Source organism: Ralstonia pickettii, from assembly GCF_030582395.1.
Taxonomy (GTDB): domain Bacteria; phylum Pseudomonadota; class Gammaproteobacteria; order Burkholderiales; family Burkholderiaceae; genus Ralstonia; species Ralstonia pickettii_D.
Window position 1 is genome coordinate 523,241 of sequence record NZ_CP104382.1, and the last position, 18,358, is coordinate 541,598.

Below are 18,358 nucleotides of genomic sequence, written 5' to 3' on the forward strand. Positions count from 1 at the left end.
TCTGGTGGCGCGGCGGGCTCAGGCACGCGCCATGCTGGTGTGAAGTCGACGTCCTGTCGCCCCCGTCTTCACCATGACATCGAACATGCAAGGGCACCCAAGGAACCACCCGACCGCGTCTCTGCGCGCCTGGTTCACCTGCTTGGCCATCGCGCTGCTGAGCGGCTGCGTCAGCCTGCCGGAGCACGTGGATCGCCCCGTCACGACGGCGCTGCCGAACGCCGAGTCGGCCACGTCGCTTGGGCGGCTTGCGCAGACGAATGCGCCGTCGGCGGATGTGTCGGGCTTCCGGCTCATTCCGTCGGGGGAAGAAGCCTACGCCACGCTGCTCACACTGGCCGACCGGGCAGAACGCACCCTGGACTTGCAGTACTTCATCATCGAAAGCGACAACAGCGTGCGCGAATTGATGCGTCATGTGTTGGCGGCTGCCGAGCGCGGCGTGCGTGTGCGCATGCTGGTTGACGACCTGCACAGCGACGGGCGTGATCTCGCGTTCCTCAAGTTCTCGTCGCACAAGAACATCGATGTACGCCTGTTCAACCCGTTTCCGGGCGGGCGGATGTCGAATCTGACGCGGTATCTGAGCGGCGCGGCCGAGTTCCGCCGCGTCAACCGGCGCATGCACAACAAGGCCTTCATTGCCGACAACGCGCTGGCCGTGACAGGCGGGCGCAATCTGGGCGCCGAGTATTTCACGCAAAATCAGACCACCAACTTTGTGGATCTCGACGTGCTGGCCGCGGGGCCCGCGGTGCGGCAATTGTCGTCGGCGTTCGATGCCTACTGGAACAGCGAATTCGCCTATCCGGTGCAGGCGTTGGCGCCCGAGCCGACTGCCGCGCATCCGCCCGAGCAAAAAGAGGGTAACTATCCGCCGCCGGTGACAATGCCGCGTCGCCCGGAGGGTGCGCCGCAGCATATCGACGTGCCGACCCAGCCGATCGTCACCGGTTCGGGTTCGAGCGAGCCGTCATCGGGCCAGGTGGTCTCGCAAGTTGAGCAACGTCGCAACCAGACCGACCTCGTCAGCCCCGCGCCGGAAGAACCTTTGCCGCTCAAGCCTGCCCCGCGTGACTGGTTCCTTGCCGATCAGATCGCCCGGGGCCGGCTGCGCCTGGAGTGGGCACCCGCGCAGGTGATCGTCGACCGTCCGGCAAAGGTGTCGGGCGACAAGGTGGAACCGGGCGGCGAACGCCTTGCCCAGACGCTCCTGCACATGATTGACGATGCCCGGCGCGAGGTGGTGTTGATCTCGCCCTATTTCGTGCCAGGCAAGCGTGGTGTTGAGGTGGCCAAGCATTTGGAGGAGCGCGGCGTGCGCCTGCGCGTGCTGACCAACTCCCTGGCGGCGACCGACGCGCCCATTGTGCATGTCGGCTATGCGAAATATCGTGGCGAGCTGGTCGACGACGGTGTTGAACTGTACGAACTCCGTCCGACGCTGGGCGATCGGCCAAAGATGTTCGGCACGTTCCGTTCCTCGCAGGCGAGCCTGCATGTGAAATCGATCGTGGTGGACCGCAGCACGCTGTTTGTCGGGTCAATGAACGTCGACCCGCGCTCCATCGGGTTGAATACCGAAACTGGTCTGATCATTCGCAGCCCGATGCTGTCGGAAGCGGTGGCCAAGCTCTTTGACGACTCGGTAAGCGAAAGTGCCTATCGGGTCACCAAGGAAGATGGCCAGCTGCGCTGGACCACGCATCAGAACGGCAAGAAGGTCGTCGTCGATCACGAGCCCGAGGTCGGCCTGGGCCGCCGGACGTGGATCCAGATGCTGGCGCCGTTTACCCCGGAAGAGCTGCTGTAGAGGGGGCCCAAAAAGAAAAAACGCCGCAAAGGGCGGCGTTTTGCAGCTCTGGCCAGGGGTTGCCCGGCCGTTGCCTCATTACATCTTCTGCTTGGTGTTGTCAGCAGCGTTTTCCAGCTTCTGGCCACCCGTCTGGATGTCCTTGCCCATGCCTGCCATCGTGTTGCAGCCCGCCAGAACGGCGCAGCCCAGTGCTAGCAGTGCGATCAGCTTCTTCATCTCGATCCCCTTGTGAGCCGTGCGGTATCCCGCACGATGTTCGCGTGAGTACCACCAGGCCGGTGGCGTAACCCGCATTTTAGTGCGACCCCGCGCACGTGGCGTGCGTCGGCCGCATCTTTTTTATCGCCTTGCATATCACTTGCGGCGCATCCCGGACATTCGGGCCGCTGCCCTCTATTTCTTCCGTCCGCTGCCGTTAGCACTGTTGGGAGTGAACAGGGTGCCGGAAGAGTGGCGCTGGAAAAGAGTCTCGGCGCCACGCGGCCCAACGATGCAGGGGAAAACACATGTGGAAGTGGATGGACACAAGCATTCGCACGCGGCTGACGTTTCTGGTCGCGGTATTTGCAGTGATGGTTGCCGTGGTGGGCTTTGCCGGTATCACCACCGGCCGGGCGACCAATGACGATTTGCGCGCGGTGTATCTGGAAGATGCCAAGGGGTTGGATCTGCTGGCAAAAGACACCATCAACCTGCTGTGGGCGCGCATCCACCTGACCAATTTCGATTCGGTGTCTTCGCCTGAAGAACTCAAGAAGCTGCTGGCCGATGCGCACACCATGGTCAACTCGGCCAACGATGCCTGGTCGCAGTTCATGAAGCTGCCGATTCCGGACGCCGACCGCGCCCAGTTGCAAGCCGCCGACGCCGCCCGCACCAAGTTCGTCAAGACCGCGCTGGAGCCGGCCATTGCGGCTCTGGAGCGCAGCGACCTCACCACATACCGCGAGTTGAACACGAACCTGGTGCCGAAGCTCTTTGTCGATTACGACACGGCGCTCGGGCCGCTGGTCGGCGCGCGCTTCAAATACGGCCAGCAACGCTTCGACCATTCCCAAGCGCGCTACGCGATGAGCATCTGGATTTCGGGGGGCTTGCTGGCCGCCGCGCTGGTGCTGTCGATCGTCGCGCGGGGCGTGCTCGGCCGCACGGTGGTGCGTCCGTTGGAACGCGCCATCCAGGTGTTCGAGCGCATGGCATCGGGCGATCTCGCCACGCGGCTGGAAGGCCAGACCGCCGCAGGCCGCCGCGATGAAACCGCGCGCCTCATGCATGCTGTGTCGTCCATGCAGACGAGCTTGCAACAGATCATCGGGCAAGTGCGCACGGGCTCGGATTCGATCGCCAGCGCCACCAAGCAGATTGCGGCTGGCAATGCCGACCTCTCGCAGCGCACGGAGCAACAGGCTTCATCGCTGGAAGAAACGGCGTCGAGCATGGAGGAGCTGACCAGCATCGTGAAGCAGAACGCCGACAACGCGCGCCAGGCGAGCACGCTGGCGGTCAACGCCTCCGACATCGCCGTCAAGGGCGGGGAAGTGGTGGGCCGTGTGGTGGACACGATGGCCGGCATCAACGAAAGCAGCCGCAAGATCGCCGACATCATCGGCGTGATCGAAGGCATCGCGTTCCAGACCAACATTCTGGCGCTGAATGCCGCAGTGGAAGCCGCACGCGCAGGCGAGCAGGGGCGCGGTTTTGCCGTCGTTGCCGGTGAGGTGCGCAGCCTCGCGCAGCGCAGCGCCACCGCGGCCAAGGAAATCAAGGAGCTGATTGGCGATTCGGTGGGCCGTGTGCAAAACGGCTCGACCCTGGTGGCCGAAGCCGGCACTGTGATCGAGGAGGTGGTGGTGGCCGTGCGCCGCGTGACCGACATCATGGGCGAGATCAGCGCTGCGTCGGAAGAGCAGAGCAGCGGCATCGAGCAGGTCAACCAGGCCGTGACGCAGATGGATCAGGTAACGCAGCAGAACGCCGCGCTGGTCGAGCAAGCTGCGGCAGCCGCGGAATCGCTGGAAGAGCAAGCGGAGGCGCTGCGCAGCGCGGTGGCGGTCTTCCGCGTCGAACACGCATAAGCAGCGCGGGCGCCAACACCAATGCCCTTCTGCCTGACAGGTGGGAGGGCATTTTCCTTTACGGCATCAGATCGCGCGCGCGCTCGGCAATCACGTCTTGTGTGTCGTCGATCCAGCGGGCCGGGAAGGGCTGCGATAGCAGGTAGCCCTGGATCACGTCGCACCGGCAGGCGCGCAATGCGTCGAGTTGCGCGGCGGTTTCCACGCGCGTGGCGGTGACGGGCACGCCTGCATCATGCGCGGCAGTCACGAGGCGTTGCAACATGGTGTGATCGCTCGCGTTGGTCACGGCGTTGACGACCGCCTGGTCAAGCTTGACCTGATCGGGGCGAAACGTTGCCAGGCAATCGAGGCTGTGCGCAGTGGCACCAAAGTCCTCAACCGCCACGCGCGCGCCACAGGCGTGCAGCGCTTCCACCGCCTTTTTCGCGGCGCCGCTGGCCCGGTGCAGCGTATGTTCCGATATCTCGAAGACGAGACGCGTGGTCGGCACCGCGTGGCGCGCGGCAATCTCGCGCACCACATCGCTCAATTGCGGATCCAGCAATTGGGCAACCGACAGATTGACGGCGGCATGCACGCACGGCTGATGCCGGCTGCTGCGTCCCGCCCGCTGCGATTCTTCGCGCAGCAGCCCGGCCAGCATTTGCGCGGCGTTGTCGAGCACCCAATGGCCTACCTGGCGAATGTCGCCGGTCTGTTCCAGGATCGGCAGAAAATCGGCCGGTGCCACGCCGCCCAATTCCGGAGAGATCCAGCGCAGCAAAAACTCGTAGCCGACGATCCGTCCGTCGGTCAGGCTCAGTTGCGGTTGCAGGTTCAGGCTGAACTGGCGGCGCGCAAGCGCATGGCGCAGTTGCGCAGCCAGACGCGGATGCTCGGCGATGGCGTCGTATCCGTTGCTGGAGCCCGCATCGCCTGTATCGTCCGTCGCGCCAGTGATGCCCCCTGTGCGTGGGGGCATGGCCGCAGGCGCATACAGCGCGGGGCTTTGTTCGGCACCCTGCTGCACACCGTAGAGTGCACGGTCGGCCTGTTCAATGAGCCGCGCCGCGTCGGAGGGCATGCTCTCGAAAAGCGTCATGCCGATGCTGCACGAGCAAACGAGCTCGTAACCGTGCGTGATGAAGGGGCGTGTAAGCGCCGCCGAAATGCGCCGCGCGAGATCGTGCACATCCTGCGCCGAGACGAAATCTGCGCACGCGACAGCAAAGGTTTCAGGGCCGATGCGCCCGACGATGGGCGCGATGCCGTTCGCAGCAGGCACGCTCAGCGCTTCAAGCCGCGATGCACATTCGACGATGACCTCTCGCGCCGCCAATGGCCCGAGTGTGTTGGTCGCCTCGGCAAAATGGTCGAAGCCGATCAGCAGCAGAGCGCCGACTGCATCCTGACGTGTGGGCCGCGGCATGGCAGCCAGCAACTGGACGAATCGTTCGCGGTCCGGTAATCCCGAGATCGGATCCAGACTCGATGGCGCGGCAGACCTTGCGCGGCTCATAAATGGGGATCGTCCTGCAAATGCCTTTGAAAAGGAAATGCGTGCGCTGGATGCGCGGTCAATTGTATAACTTTGTCACAGGCAAGCCTGCGGCATCATAAGCTGAAAGTCGGCCATGCTGGCCGGTTCGCAGCATGTTTTCGTGCGGATCAGGCAAATAATTTTAATATTTAACAGTAGTGAATTCTGATCAAAGCGATACGAATATCAGTGCTGTCTGCACGTTACACCATGCGCTGGCCGCCCCAAAGCAACTGTTCATAGATGAAGCACTGCAGCAGCATTTTCTGGGCAGCCAACAATTCGACGAATTCCACGCCGTATTGATAAACGTTGGGCAGGTCGGCCGGCTTTTCACTGCGCACCAGGGCGGCCGCCACCAGTTCGGAGTGGTAGTCGCGCGTTTTCACCCGGAAGCGCAGGCGCGCTGGGGCGCCGCTGACTTCCAGCCGATGTGCCGAGCGGAACGAGGCGCCTGTCGTGCTGATGTCGGAGATATGGATCATGCGCGGCGTGTCGCCGCTCACCAGCATCTTGCCGACCACATTGGCGCGCACGCGCAGCGATTTGCGCAGCGTGCGGTTCTTGATCCGGCGCGGCGGCGATAGCACGACGTATTCGAACGGAATGCGGCTTACCGCCATGACCGTGCATTCGAAAGTGGCTATGCCCTCGCCCGAGAATGCGTGAACGTCCACCAATTCATCCTTGACCGGCATGACTGTGCGGCCGCCGTCGATGGGCATGGTGATGAGCAGGTGCCGCTGCGGGCTGTAGCCTATTACCCGCGCCGCGCCCTTGGTTTGCCCGGCGCCAGCGGTCAAGCGCACAGTCACCATGCCACCCGGACGCAGGCCCAGCAGCTCCATCGGGATGGTGCGTTCGCCGTCAGGGTCGTCGCCCATGTCGGGAAACATCGTGTTGGGGAACTGCGTATTGGCAAACGCCGGCGCAGGCGCAGGTGTGCCGTCCGGCTGACGATGCGGGCGGTGCAGCGTACACAGCAGGTCGATTTCCTCCGGCGAATGGATGACGTCGCCCTTGGGGACGAGCAACTGCCCGTCGGCGTCAAGCATCGGCCACGGCAGGGGAATCGATAGCGGAATGTCGAGAGGTTGAAGTTCGAGCATGGCAATGGGGAGCCCACAGCCGCGCGGGGCCCCACGTTTCTATACGGCCAAATGTTGCACAACTTTAAGCGCACTTATTGCGGCGAGGCGGGCACGCGAGTTGCGGCCCGCCAGCCATGATCGAGCACAATACCGGTTCCAAAGTGGATGGGGTGAGCGCGCGCATGGCGTCTCGGCGGCATTTCTGGGCGGCGGTGGAGCAGTTTGCGCGCTATGTCGTCATCGGCGGGGGCGCAACGCTGGCCCACTATGTCGTGCTGTTCGGGCTCGTGCAGGCGGGCGTTTCACCGTGGCGCGCGTCGGTGGCGGGCAGCGCGATCGGCGCCACCCTCAATTACTTCATCAGCCGGCAGGCCGTGTTCAACAGTACGCGCGGGCACATCGGGTCGATGGTGCGGTTCGGCTTGGTGGCCATTCTCGCGCTGGGCTGCAACGCGACCATCATGGCCATCGGCCTGGGGATCGGGTTGTATTACCTGATCGCCCAGGTGTTCGCCTCGGCCATCACGGCCGTTTTCAACTTCCTCGTACACCGGTACTGGACGTTCCGTGACGCCGACACGGTCGGGGCGCCAACGGAGCCGCAACCGGATATCGTGCTGGAGCGGCCCGCGCGCAAGGGGCCTTGATCGGCCGCGTTGTTAATGCCGGCTTGCCGCGCTGTGCAGATCGGCGGCAGTTTCCGCCACGAAGGTGACTTCGCCGATGCTGTCGGCGGGGGGGATGGGGCTGTCGTCCCGCAGGCGCTCGACGACCAACCGAACGTCGATGACATCGGCGACGCCAGACGCTTCCAGGGACACAAGTGCCGCCAACTGCGCAATGGCAAACGTATCCGCGAGGAGCGGCGTATCGTCGTGAAGATCGCCGGGGACGCGTGCAGCGCCGGTACTGCCGGCCGCGCGCGTGGGATGCTGCGCCGTTTCCCGTGCGCGATAGGCGAAATAGGCGTCGGCAAAGTGCACGCGCTGCGCATCGAATACGCGCACCGCAGCGGTGAGCGCATCGTCGACCCACGCTGGATCGACAGGTTGAGAGCCCGGTTCGGTACTGTGGGGCAGGCCAGCAAGCTTGAGCGCATAACGATGCGTTTGCGTGCTGGGGGCGACAAAGCTCAATTCCATACAACCTCCTACAACCGCGTGCGCATATGCCGCGGCTCGCCGTATCTGAATTCGCCCCCCGAAGCGATATGGAAGAATAGTAACGGAGGCGGCCGCTTGCGCGTTTCGTCCTTCCGGATGAGCCTCCCGGGCTTTGTTTGCACCTCAATACATTCGCAGTGTGGACGTTGCGGCACGTTCCAGGAGCAAACGGTTGCGGAGCCGCCTGGACGGCCCGACCTAGCCGAACGGCTAGCTCCGTCGCCCGTGCGACCCGTGTAGAGTGGCGAGGTGTCCGGCGACGCTGGACAGGTGTCGACGTTCGGTATCGACAAACGCAGACGGGAATGACGCGGGGCGCGTTTCCTTCGCGTCGTTTCGCGTACGAGGGGACCCAAAGCGCGTGTGCGCTCCATGTCCCCTCGCGGGAAGGGATTGCCCCGTTAACCCGCGGCTTCTATAGTCCGCCTCGATTCGTGCGGTTGCAACGCACCAAGGTCTGTCTTGCCAGCCGCCAACTGGGCCACGCAGACCACGAGACCGGTTACGGGGATCACGCCAGCAGCCAACACAGGGGCCCAGCGCAAAGCATTGCGTGATGGAGCACCTGCGGCGCAACGGCCATCACACCAGCACACCCCCGGGACTGCCGCATTCGCGAAACAGCATCGCCATGCTTGAGGACCACCACTTGTATAAGGCTGCGATCGAACATTCGCCGATAGGAATCGGCCTGTGCGCGCCGGAGGGTCGCTTCCTCGACGTGAACCGTGCGCTGTGCGCGCTGACCGGCCATGAAGCACAGGCCCTGCGCACGCGCGATCTGTTCGACCTTTGCCACCCCGATCACACTGAGCGTACGCGACACGGAGTCGAGTCGCTGCTCGCCGGCCAGCGTGACACGCTGTCCATGGAAACGCGCCTGGTCCGCCGGGACGGCAGCACCGTCTGGGTGCAGACCGACGTGGCAGTCGCGCGCGACGATGGCAACCAGCACCTGGTCGTGCAGATGCAGGACGTGACTGCGCGGCGCCTGGCGCTGGAATCGCTGCGCGCCTCCGAGCAGCGGTTGGCCTATGTACTGGACGGGGCGGGGCTGGGTACGTTCGACTGGTCCACGCGTGCACGGCATGTGTCGTTCAACCGCCGGACGGCAGACATGCTCGGTTACGAGCCCACGGATCTGCCGAACGATCCGGATGCGTGGTTCGCCATGGTGCACCCGCAAGACGCCGCGTTGAGCGCGCGACGCATCTATCGCCATATGCGCGGCGATGCCGAGAGCTTTGAAATCGAGCAGCGCATGCGCGCCCGCCATGGCCAATGGATCTGGGTAGCCGCACGCGGACGCGTGACCGAGCGCGATGCGCGCGGCGTGGCCACACGCGTGAGCGGCACGCTGCTCGACGTGACGAAGCGGCGAGCGGCGCTCGATCAGGCGCATCACCTCGCGCTGCATGATCCGCTGACGGACTTGCCGAATGCACGTTTGCTTCGCGATCGCCTGTTCGTCGCGATTCAGGCGGCGCGGCGCGCGCGCGGCCAGGTGGCGGTCGTGTTCATCGATCTCGATCGCTTCAAACCCGTCAACGACGAGTACGGGCACGCCGTGGGCGACCTTGTCCTGAAAGCCACGGCCATGCGCTTGCGCAGCGGCCTGCGCGCCTCCGACACGGTGGCGCGCCTGGGCGGCGATGAGTTTGTCGCTGTCCTCACGCACTGCGCCACACGCGACGACGTGACGCAAACGGTGGAGCGCCTGATCGAACAATTGCAGACGCCCTTCCGTGTGGAGGGCCATGTGCTGTCAATGGGGGTGAGCGCTGGCGTGGCGTTGTACCCGACAGACGGGCACGATGCTCAGACGCTCATCCGCAATGCCGACGCCGCGATGTATGAAGTCAAACGTGCGGGCGGCAATGGCTTGGGGTTCCATGCCTCGCTTAACTACGAGCGGCTGATGGGCATGCGATCGCGCAATCAAGATCCCGACGGCGAAGCCGACGCGCGCTGACCGACTTTTGCGCTCCAAAACAAAACGGCCCGCCGCAAGGCAGGCCGTCTTTCTTCAAGCGTAGCGAACGCCCGGGTCTTAGAACGTGTAACGCAGGTACAGCTCGTTCAGGTCCGTGCCAGGGTTCGGGCGCTTGATCGACGCGTTCGACAGGTGTTCGAAGCGATAGCCCATCTGGAATTGCTGCTTGCTGCCAAAGGCCACGCCCACACCGATCATGTCGGAGAACTGGAAGGCGGTGCTGAAGTAGTGCTCGTTGGATGTGCTGACGTGCGACAGCAGGCGCGGGCCGACGCCAGCCTCGATGAACGGTACCCACGAGCCGCCGCGCTTTTCAAGGCGGAACAGCGGCGTCACGCCAAATTCGGTGAGGTTCTGGCGGTTGGTGCCCTTGGTCGAGCGCCATTGGCCCAGCGCCACTTCCCAATCCAGGTTCACGAACCAGCCTTGCGGGTTGCCCCAATGGAAGCCCGAATCGAAATCCAGATCGACGCCGTATTTCTCGATACCGTGCTTGTTGTCTTTGCCGTAGATGACGCGCACGGACGGGTCAGCCTGGGCAGGCAGGGCGGCGAACAGCGTGGCGGCGCCCAGGGCGGTGGCCAGCAACTTGGCGGAACGGGGAAGCGCGGATCGGGTCATCAGAGGGGGCAGAATCAATTGAACGGCGCGCGTGAATCGGGAAAACATCGTCGGCAACCACGCGCGCGGCGGACATGGTGGCAGGCAAAAAGACGGTCGGGATTGCCCCGGCGGCGGGCTTGCAAGGCACCGGACGACGCAATTTGCGCGCCCGCTGCTGCACCCGCCGGCCCCGATGATCGGGACGGTCTGAAATAAATTCCGACGATTATAGGGGGAAGTATCCGACTGCGTGCGTGCTTACGCACAAGGGGACATTGCCGGCGGCGAAACGTCGTCGGCCGCCGGCAACACAACACCGAAAGGGTTATTGGGCGGCAGGAGCGGATGCCGGCTGCAGTGCGGCCTTGCCGACCAACGGCACTTCGCCGTGCCACCCACCCCCCAGCGCCTTCACCAGCAGCACCGCTGCCGAATACTGCTTGCCCTGAAGTGTGAGCAGCGTGCGCTCGGCACTGTAGGCCGTGGCTTGTGCGGTAATGACTTCCAGGAAACTCACCGTGCCTGCGCGATAACGGTTCAGGTTGAGTTGAGCGGCTTCCTGCGCGGCCTTGACGGCATCGGCCTGTACGGCAAATTCCTGCGTCTGCCAGCGCAGCGCAGCGAGGTTGTCTTCGACATCCTGGAACGCGCCGAGCACGGTCTGACGATACGTCGCGACCGATGCATCGTAAGCGGCGCCGGCCTTGTCGACGGCGGCCGCGCGCGCACCGCCATCAAACAGGGTGGCCGCCAGGGTCGGGCCGATCGACCAGACGCGGCTGGGCAGCGTCGCCAGGCGCGAGAGCGTGTTGGCCGCCAAACCGGCCGATGCCCCAAGAGTGAGCGTGGGGAAGTACGCGGCCTTGGCTACGCCGATCTGCGCGTTGGCAGCGGCCATGCGGCGCTCGGCGGCGGCAATGTCGGGTCGGCGCTCCAACACGGCCGATGGCACTTGCAGCGGAATGGCAGGCAGGGCCGGCAGGTCGGCGGCGCTCGCAGCAGTGGCTGGGGCCAGCGAGAACTCCGCCGGCGGTTTGCCGATCAGCACGGCAATGGCGTGCTCAAGCTGCGCTCGGGCGACTTCGGTATCCAGCAGCAGCGCCTGCGATTGCTTGAGCTGCGTCTGCGCGGTCAGCACATCCGAGCGCTGCGCCACGCCTACGGCGTACTGGTTTTGCGTGAGCTTCAGAAACCGCTCGTAATCGGCAACCGTGCGCTGCAGGACGGCCTTTTGGGTATCTGTGACGCGCAATTGAAAATAATTCTGCGCAAGGGTCGCCTGGGCCGACAGCAAGGCGGACGATAGATCGCCTGCGCTGGCTTGCGCGCTGGCCTGGTTCGACTCGACCGTCCGGCGGATGCGGCCCCACAGGTCCAGCTCCCAGCTTGCGTTGAGCGACAGGTTTTGCGAGTTCAGCAGGCTCGGGTTGCCGGTTGACAGGCTGCCATCCGGGTTGACCGAGGTACGTACGGACCGGCTGCGCGTGGCAGACGCGCTGGCGCCCAGCGTCGGGAAGAAGGAAGCCTGCGCCGATTGCACCAGCGCCTGGGCCTGGCGGTACTGTGCCTCGGCCACCAGGATGTTCTGGTTGGCGGCGGCCACCTGTTCTTCCAATGCGTTCAGCTGCGGGTCATTGAAGATTTCCCACCACTTGCCGCGGGCGATGGCGTCGCTCGGGTCGGCGATTTTCCAGTCGCCGGCTTCCTTGTATTGCTGCGGCACTTCGGCGTCGGGCCGCTTGTAGTCAGGCCCGACCGCGCAGGCCGAGACGAGTGTGCACGCGGCCAGCGCGAGCAACGAGGTACGGAGGGCTTGGGTGCCTCTTGTCATGTTCAGCTTCCTTGCGAATCCAATGCGGGCAGCGGCGCGTCTTTGCTGCGGCCGGCGCGGCGCAGGCGCAGCCGGTCGAGTGCCAGGTAGACCACCGGCGTGGTGTAGAGCGTGAGGATCTGGCTGACCAGCAGCCCGCCGACAATGGAGATGCCCAGCGGCGTACGCAGCTCCGCGCCGTCGCCATGGCCGAGCGCCAGGGGCAGGGCGCCCAGCAGCGCCGCCATCGTCGTCATCAGGATCGGCCGGAAGCGCAGCACGCAGGCGTGGAAGATCGCATCAGCCGGGCTCATGCCCTGGCTGCGCTCAGCCTCCAGCGCGAAGTCGATCATCATGATGGCGTTCTTCTTGACGATGCCGATGAGCAGAATCACGCCGATCAGCGCGATGATCGAGAAATCCGTGTCGGTAATGATCAGTGCCAGCAGCGCCCCCACACCGGCCGAGGGCAGCGTCGACAGAATCGTGATCGGGTGGACGTAGCTCTCGTACAGCACGCCCAGCACGATGTAGATGGTGATGAGCGCAAACAGGATCAGCACCGGCTGGCTGGAAAGCGAATCCTGGAACGCCTTGGCGGTGCCCTGGAAACTGCCATGCACGGAGGATGGCACGCCGATGCGGTTCATTGCGTCCTGGATGTCCTGCGTGGCACCGGACAGCGACGCCCCCGGCGCGAGGTTGAACGAGATCGTGCTTGCGGCAAACTGCCCCTGGTGGTTGACCGCCAGCGCCGTGTTGGTGGGCTCGTAGTGCGAGAAGGTCGACAGCGGTACCTGCGCGCCCGTCGAGGTGATGATGTAAATGTCACGCAGACCATCGGGGTTCTGCCAGTACTGCGGCGCCGCTTCCATCACAACGCGGTATTGGTTGAGCGGGTTGTAGATGGTCGATACCTGGCGCTGCCCGAACGCGTTGTTCAAGGCGTTGTCGATATCGCTCGGGTTGATGCCGAGCGATTTGGCCTTGTCGCGGTCGATGACGAGCGATGTCTGCAGGCCCTTGTCCTGCGTATCCGTGTTGACGTCCGTCAGCGACTTCACCTGCGTGAGCGCCTGCTTGATCTTCGGATCCCACGCGCGCAGCTCGTTCAGGTCGTCGGCCTGCAGTGTGTATTGGTACTGCGCGTTGCTGGCCCGACCGCCGACGCGGATGTCCTGCACCGACTGCAGGAACAGGCTCGCGCCGGGTTCACCCGCCAGCTTGCCGCGCAGCCGGTTGATGATCTGGTCGGCAGACAGCTTGCGCTCGGCCAGCGGCTTGAGCTGAATGAACATCTGCCCGGTATTGCGCTGACTGCCGCCTGTAAACCCCACCACGTTCTCCACCGCGGGGTCTTGCCGCACGATGGTGATGAATTCGGTCAACTTGGTACGCATAGCCTGGAACGAGATCGACTGGTCTGCCTGGATGAAACCGATCACCCGGCCGGTGTCCTGCTGCGGGAAGAACCCTTTGGGCACGATGATGTACAGGTACACGTTCAGGCACACCGTGGCCAGCAGGATCAGCAGCGTCAACCAACTGTGCCGCAGCGCCCACGCCAGCGAGTTGCGGTAGAGGTCGAGCAGGAAGGTGAAGAAGCTTTCGGTCTTGCGATGAAACCAGCCGTATTCTTCCTCGGCGGCAGGCTTGAGCAAGCGCGCGCACATCATCGGCGTGGTGGTCAGCGAAACCACCAGCGACACCAGGATCGCCACCGACAGCGTCACCGCAAACTCGCGGAACAGCCGGCCCACGATGCCGCCCATCATCAGCAGCGGGATGAACACGGCAATCAGCGAAATGCTCATCGACACCACGGTGAAACCGACCTCGCGCGCGCCCTTGAGCGCAGCCTGCATGGGCCGCATGCCGTTTTCGATGTGGCGCGAGACGTTTTCCAGCACGACGATGGCATCGTCCACGACAAAGCCTGTCGCCACGGTCAGCGCCATGAGCGACAGGTTGTCGAGGCTGTAGCCGCACAGGTACATCACCCCGAACGTGCCGATGAGCGAGACCGGCACCGCCACGCTGGGAATGAGCGTCGCCCGCACGTTGCGCAGGAACAGGAACACCACCATGATCACCAGCGCGATCGACAGCACCAGCGTGCGCTCCACATCCTTGAGCGAGGCGCGGATGGTGGGCGTGCGGTCCATCATCACATCGAGGTTGATCTGCGCGGGAATGGTGTTGCGCAAGTACGGCAGGATGTCGTTGATGCGGTCGACCGTGTCGATGATGTTGGCGCCCGGCTGCCGGCTGATGATCAGCAACACCGAAGGCTTGCCGTTGGCCGAGCCGTAGTTGCGGATGTCCTGCACGCTGTCAGTCACTTCTGCCACGTCGGCCAGCCGCACCGGCGAGCCGTTGCGCCAGGCGATGATGAGCGACTGGTATTCGACGGCCTTCTTGGCCTGGTCGTTGGCATAAATGGTCCAGACGCGATCGCCGGATTCCATCATGCCCTTGGGCTTGTTTGCGTTCGTGCTGGTGATGACGGTGCGCACGGTCTCCATCGAGATGCCGTACTTGTTCAGCGCCATCGGGTTCAGTTCCACCCGCACCGCCGGCAGCGACGCACCGCCAATGGTGACCTGGCCCACGCCGTTGATCTGCGACAGCTTCTGCGCAAGGATGGTCGAGGCCGCGTCGTACAGCTCGCCGCGCGACTTGGTGTCGGACGTCAGCCCCACGATCATGATCGGCGCATCGGCCGGGTTGACCTTGCGATACGTCGGGTTGCTCGGCAGGCCTGAGGGCAGCAGGCTGCGTGAGGCATTGATGGCCGCCTGTACATCTCGCGCCGCGCCATCGATGTCGCGCGACAGATCGAACTGCAGCGTGATCCGCGACGAGCCGAGCGAGCTGGACGAGGTCATCTCCGTAATGCCGGCGATGCGGCCGAGCGAGCGCTCCAGCGGCGTCGCAACCGTGGCCGCCATGGTCTCGGGACTGGCGCCCGGCAGCGATGCGTTGACCGAGATGGTCGGAAAATCGACCTGCGGCAGCGGGGACACCGGCAGCAGGCGGAACGCCGCGATGCCGGCCAACGCCACGCCAATGGTCAGCAGCGCCGTGGCGACCGGCCGCGCGATAAAGGTGGCGGACAGGTTCATCGTTGCCCGCCGGATTGGTTGGCGCCCGCGGCACCGTGGCGCCGCGCGGCACGGCGCGCGCGCCAGTCACGCAGGCGCCCGCCCAGGCTGTCGAAGGCCAGATAGATGACCGGCGTGGTGAACAGCGTCAGCACCTGGCTGACCAGCAGGCCGCCCACCATCGTGATGCCCAGCGGCTGGCGCAGCTCGGAGCCCACGCCGGTGCCGAGCATCAGCGGCAGGGCACCCAGCAGGGCAGCCATGGTCGTCATCAGAATCGGGCGGAAGCGCAGCAGACACGCCTGGTAGATGGCGTCGCGCGGGGTCATGCCCTGCTCGCGCTCGGCCTCCAGCGCGAAGTCGATCATCATGATCGCGTTCTTCTTGACGATGCCGATCAGCAGGATGATCCCGATGATCGCAATGATGCCCATGTCCTTGCCAGACACCAGCAGCGAGAGCAGGGCACCCACGCCCGCCGACGGCAGCGTCGACAGGATCGTCACCGGATGAATCGTGCTTTCGTACAGCACACCCAGCACGATGTACATGGTGATGACGGCCGCAAGAATGAGCCACAACTGGTTCGACAGCGACGCGCGGAACGCCAACGCTGCCCCCTGGAAGCTGGTCTGCATGCTGGCCGGCAGGCCAATTTCCTCTTCGACCGCATTGATGGTGTCGACCGCCGCACCTAGAGACGCATGCGGTGCCAGGTTGAACGAGATGGTTGCCGCCGGGAATTGGCCCTGATGGTTCACGACGAGCGAGCCCGGCTGTTCCACCACCGTGGCAAACGCGCCCAACGGAATCTGCTGGCCGCCGCTCGATGCCACGTGCAGGTCATACAGCGATTGCGGCCCCAACTGCATCTTCGGGTCCGTTTCAAGCACCACGCGGTATTGGTTCGATTGGGTGAAGATGGTCGACACCAGGCGTTGGCCATAGGCGCTGTACAGCGCGCTGTCGACCGCCGCCATCGTGATGCCGTACACCGCTGCCTTGTCGCGGTCGACCTGCACGTAAGCGCGCAAGCCGTTGTCCTGCAGGTCGCTCGCCACATCACGCAGCTCGTGGGTCTGCTGCAGGCGTTCAACCAGCTTCGGCACCCACTTCGATAGGTTGTTCGGGTCCGGGTCTTCCACCGTGAACTGGTACTGCGTGCGGCTGACACGGTCTTCAATCGTCAGGTCCTGCACCGGCTGCATGTACAGCGAGATACCGGCCACCTTGGCCAGTTCGGGTTGCAGGCGCTGGATGATCTCGGTGGCGTCGGCGTCGCGCTCATCCTTGGGCTTGAGGTTGATCAGCATGCGGCCGCTGTTGAGCGTGGTGTTCACGCCATCCACGCCGATGAACGACGACAGGCTCTCCACCGCCGGATCCTTGAGCACCACCTCGGCCAGCTTCTGCTGCCGCTCCGCCATGGCCGAGAACGAGATCGACTGCGACGCGTCCGAAATGCCCTGGATGACGCCCGTGTCCTGCACTGGGAAGAAGCCTTTGGGCACCACGACATACAGCAGCCCCGTCAGCACCAGCGTGCCGATGGCCACCAGCAGCGTCGTCTTCTGCCGGTCAAGCACCCATTGCAGCATGCGGCCGTACCGCGCGATGACGTTGTCGAAAAACGCACCCGCAGCGTGATAGAAGCGCGATTGCTCGGCCTCGGGAATGTGCTTGAGCAGGCGAGCGCACATCATCGGCGTGAGCGTCAGCGACACCACGGCCGAGATCAGGATCGACACCGCCAGCGTGATGGCGAACTCTCGGAACAGCCGCCCAACCACATCGCCCATGAACAGCAGCGGAATCAGCACCGCGATGAGCGAGAAGGTGAGCGAGATGATCGTGAAGCCGATCTGCTTGGACCCCTTGAGCGCGGCTTCCATCGGCGGGTCACCGTCTTCAATGTAGCGGGCGATGTTTTCGATCATGACGATCGCATCGTCCACCACGAAACCCGTGGCGATGGTCAGCGCCATCAGCGTGAGGTTGTTGATCGAAAACCCTGCCAGGTACATCACGCCAAACGTACCGACCAGCGACAACGGTACCGCCACCGCCGGAATGACCGTGGCCGGCACGTTGCGCAGGAACAGGAAGATCACCATCACGACCAGCGCGACGGCGAGCATCAGCTCGAACTGCACGTCCGATACCGAGGCGCGGATCGTCGTGGTGCGGTCGGTCAGCAGCGAGACCTCAACGTTGCCGGGCAGCGTCTCCTTCAACTGTGGCAGCAGCGCCTTGGCGCGGTTGACCACTTCGATCACGTTGGCGCCCGGCTGGCGCTGCACGTTGAGGATGATGGCGGGCGTCGTGTTGGACCACGCGGCCAGCTTGCTGTTTTCGGCGCCGTCAACGATCTGCGCCACGTCGGTCAGGCGGATGGGCGCGCCGTTCTTGTAGGCGACGATCATCTTGCCGTACTCGGCGGCCGACTTGAGCTGGTCGTTGGCGTCGATGGTGGAAGCGCGCATCGGGCCGTCGAAGCTGCCCTTGGCCCCGTTCACGTTGGCGGTGCCGATGGCGCTACGGATGTCATCGATCGACAACCCGAGCGCCGCCAGCGCCGACGTGTTCGCCTGGATGCGCACCGCCGGCCGCTGCCCGCCGCTGATGCTGACGAGGCCGATGCCCGGCAACTGCGACAGCTTTTGCGCGATGCGCGTGTCGACCAGGTCTTCCAGCTTGGGCAACGGCATCGTATTGGAGGTGATCGCCAGCGCGAGGATCGGCGCGTCCGCCGGATTCACCTTGCTGTAGATCGGCGGCATTGGCAGGTCCGTCGGCAGCAGATTGCCCGCTGCGTTGATGGCCGCCTGCACTTCCTGCTCGGCAATGTCGAGCGAGAGCGACAGATCGAACTGCAGCGTGATCACCGAGGCGCCGCCCGAGCTGGACGACGTCATCTGTTTCAGGCCGGGCATCTGCCCGAACTGCCGCTCCAGTGGTGCGGTGATGGACGACGTCATCACGTCGGGGCTGGCGCCCGGATACAGCGTCGTGACCTGGATGGTCGGGTAATCGACTTCGGGCAGCGCTGAGAGCGGCAGCATCCGATAAGCCACCAGGCCCGAGAGCAGGATGGCGACCATCAACAGCGTGGTCGCCACGGGCCGGAGGATAAAGATTCGGGAGGGATTCATGCCAGCTCGGAACAGAAAACTTCGTCAGG

General features: G+C 64.3%; 12 protein-coding genes. 4 read left to right on the forward strand and 8 right to left on the reverse strand.

All coding sequences use genetic code 11. From position 1 onward, the window contains the following. Nucleotides 1-85: 85 nt before the first annotated feature. Nucleotides 86-1,813, forward strand: a complete 1,728-nt coding sequence (locus N5B55_RS19150; RefSeq protein ID WP_304541225.1) for a phospholipase D family protein — start codon at nt 86-88, stop codon at nt 1,811-1,813. Nucleotides 1,814-1,891: 78 nt separating this feature from the next. On the opposite strand, the gene N5B55_RS19155 is transcribed toward N5B55_RS19150, so the two are convergent. After that, on the reverse strand, nt 1,892-2,032 hold the full coding sequence (locus tag N5B55_RS19155; RefSeq protein WP_009240575.1) for an entericidin A/B family lipoprotein: 141 nt from the start codon (nt 2,030-2,032) through the stop codon (nt 1,892-1,894). Nucleotides 2,033-2,322: 290 nt separating this feature from the next. Between N5B55_RS19155 and N5B55_RS19160 the strand changes: the two genes are divergently transcribed. Beyond that, nucleotides 2,323-3,891 (forward strand): methyl-accepting chemotaxis protein, encoded by a 1,569-nt coding sequence (locus N5B55_RS19160; protein WP_065854500.1) that lies wholly within the window; start codon nt 2,323-2,325, stop codon nt 3,889-3,891. A gap of 58 nt (nt 3,892-3,949) precedes the next feature. Here N5B55_RS19160 and N5B55_RS19165 read toward each other — a convergent pair whose 3' ends face one another. Beyond that, complete coding sequence (locus N5B55_RS19165; RefSeq protein ID WP_304541230.1) at nt 3,950-5,392, reverse strand: bifunctional diguanylate cyclase/phosphodiesterase; 1,443 nt, start codon at nt 5,390-5,392, stop codon at nt 3,950-3,952. Between the two features lie 224 nt (nt 5,393-5,616). Next, nucleotides 5,617-6,522, reverse strand: a complete 906-nt coding sequence (locus N5B55_RS19170) for a flagellar brake protein (RefSeq protein ID WP_065854504.1) — start codon at nt 6,520-6,522, stop codon at nt 5,617-5,619. 116 nt (nt 6,523-6,638) lie between these two features. Here N5B55_RS19170 and N5B55_RS19175 point away from each other — a divergent pair, with 116 nt between their 5' ends. Beyond that, entirely contained in the window at nt 6,639-7,151 is a 513-nt protein-coding gene (locus tag N5B55_RS19175; protein WP_304541233.1) for a GtrA family protein, read from the forward strand. Nucleotides 7,152-7,163: 12 nt separating this feature from the next. On the opposite strand, the gene N5B55_RS19180 is transcribed toward N5B55_RS19175, so the two are convergent. After that, nucleotides 7,164-7,646, reverse strand: coding sequence for a hypothetical protein (locus tag N5B55_RS19180; protein ID WP_304541235.1), 483 nt, complete (start codon nt 7,644-7,646; stop codon nt 7,164-7,166). Between the two features lie 652 nt (nt 7,647-8,298). On the opposite strand from N5B55_RS19180, the gene N5B55_RS19185 reads away from it, so the two are divergent. Further along, entirely contained in the window at nt 8,299-9,639 is a 1,341-nt protein-coding gene (locus N5B55_RS19185) for a diguanylate cyclase domain-containing protein (protein WP_369812449.1), read from the forward strand. A gap of 78 nt (nt 9,640-9,717) precedes the next feature. Here N5B55_RS19185 and N5B55_RS19190 read toward each other — a convergent pair whose 3' ends face one another. The 4 genes from N5B55_RS19190 to N5B55_RS19205 all read right to left on the reverse strand — a co-directional run bounded on the left by N5B55_RS19190 (nt 9,718) and on the right by N5B55_RS19205 (nt 18,329). Then, the gene (locus N5B55_RS19190) at nt 9,718-10,281 is read right to left on the reverse strand and encodes an acyloxyacyl hydrolase (protein ID WP_065854510.1); all 564 of its coding nucleotides are present in this window, start codon (nt 10,279-10,281) and stop codon (nt 9,718-9,720) included. Nucleotides 10,282-10,588: 307 nt separating this feature from the next. Beyond that, the gene (locus tag N5B55_RS19195; protein ID WP_304541240.1) at nt 10,589-12,094 is read right to left on the reverse strand and encodes an efflux transporter outer membrane subunit; all 1,506 of its coding nucleotides are present in this window, start codon (nt 12,092-12,094) and stop codon (nt 10,589-10,591) included. Nucleotides 12,095-12,096: 2 nt separating this feature from the next. Beyond that, nucleotides 12,097-15,198, reverse strand: coding sequence for a multidrug efflux RND transporter permease subunit (locus tag N5B55_RS19200; protein ID WP_065854514.1), 3,102 nt, complete (start codon nt 15,196-15,198; stop codon nt 12,097-12,099). Beyond that, nucleotides 15,195-18,329 carry an MdtB/MuxB family multidrug efflux RND transporter permease subunit gene (locus N5B55_RS19205; RefSeq protein WP_116575212.1) on the reverse strand — a complete coding sequence of 1,045 codons (3,135 nt, stop codon included), beginning with the start codon at nt 18,327-18,329 and terminating at the stop codon, nt 15,195-15,197. The genes N5B55_RS19200 and N5B55_RS19205 overlap by 4 nt, the downstream gene beginning before the upstream one ends. Nucleotides 18,330-18,358: the final 29 nt, after the last annotated feature.

Bases quoted from the DNA above. Each gene is read 5' to 3' on its own strand.
- N5B55_RS19195 (WP_304541240.1), bottom strand. From the start codon at position 12,094: ATGACAAGAGGCACCCAAGCCCTCCGTACCTCGTTGCTCGCGCTGGCC.
- N5B55_RS19175 (WP_304541233.1), top strand. From the start codon at position 6,639: ATGATCGAGCACAATACCGGTTCCAAAGTGGATGGGGTGAGCGCGCGC.
- N5B55_RS19200 (WP_065854514.1), bottom strand. From the start codon at position 15,198: ATGAACCTGTCCGCCACCTTTATCGCGCGGCCGGTCGCCACGGCGCTG.
- N5B55_RS19205 (WP_116575212.1), bottom strand. From the start codon at position 18,329: ATGAATCCCTCCCGAATCTTTATCCTCCGGCCCGTGGCGACCACGCTG.
- N5B55_RS19170 (WP_065854504.1), bottom strand. From the start codon at position 6,522: ATGCTCGAACTTCAACCTCTCGACATTCCGCTATCGATTCCCCTGCCG.
- N5B55_RS19155 (WP_009240575.1), bottom strand. From the start codon at position 2,032: ATGAAGAAGCTGATCGCACTGCTAGCACTGGGCTGCGCCGTTCTGGCG.
- N5B55_RS19150 (WP_304541225.1), top strand. From the start codon at position 86: ATGCAAGGGCACCCAAGGAACCACCCGACCGCGTCTCTGCGCGCCTGG.
- N5B55_RS19180 (WP_304541235.1), bottom strand. From the start codon at position 7,646: ATGGAATTGAGCTTTGTCGCCCCCAGCACGCAAACGCATCGTTATGCG.
- N5B55_RS19160 (WP_065854500.1), top strand. From the start codon at position 2,323: ATGTGGAAGTGGATGGACACAAGCATTCGCACGCGGCTGACGTTTCTG.
- N5B55_RS19185 (WP_369812449.1), top strand. From the start codon at position 8,299: ATGCTTGAGGACCACCACTTGTATAAGGCTGCGATCGAACATTCGCCG.
- N5B55_RS19165 (WP_304541230.1), bottom strand. From the start codon at position 5,392: ATGAGCCGCGCAAGGTCTGCCGCGCCATCGAGTCTGGATCCGATCTCG.
- N5B55_RS19190 (WP_065854510.1), bottom strand. From the start codon at position 10,281: ATGACCCGATCCGCGCTTCCCCGTTCCGCCAAGTTGCTGGCCACCGCC.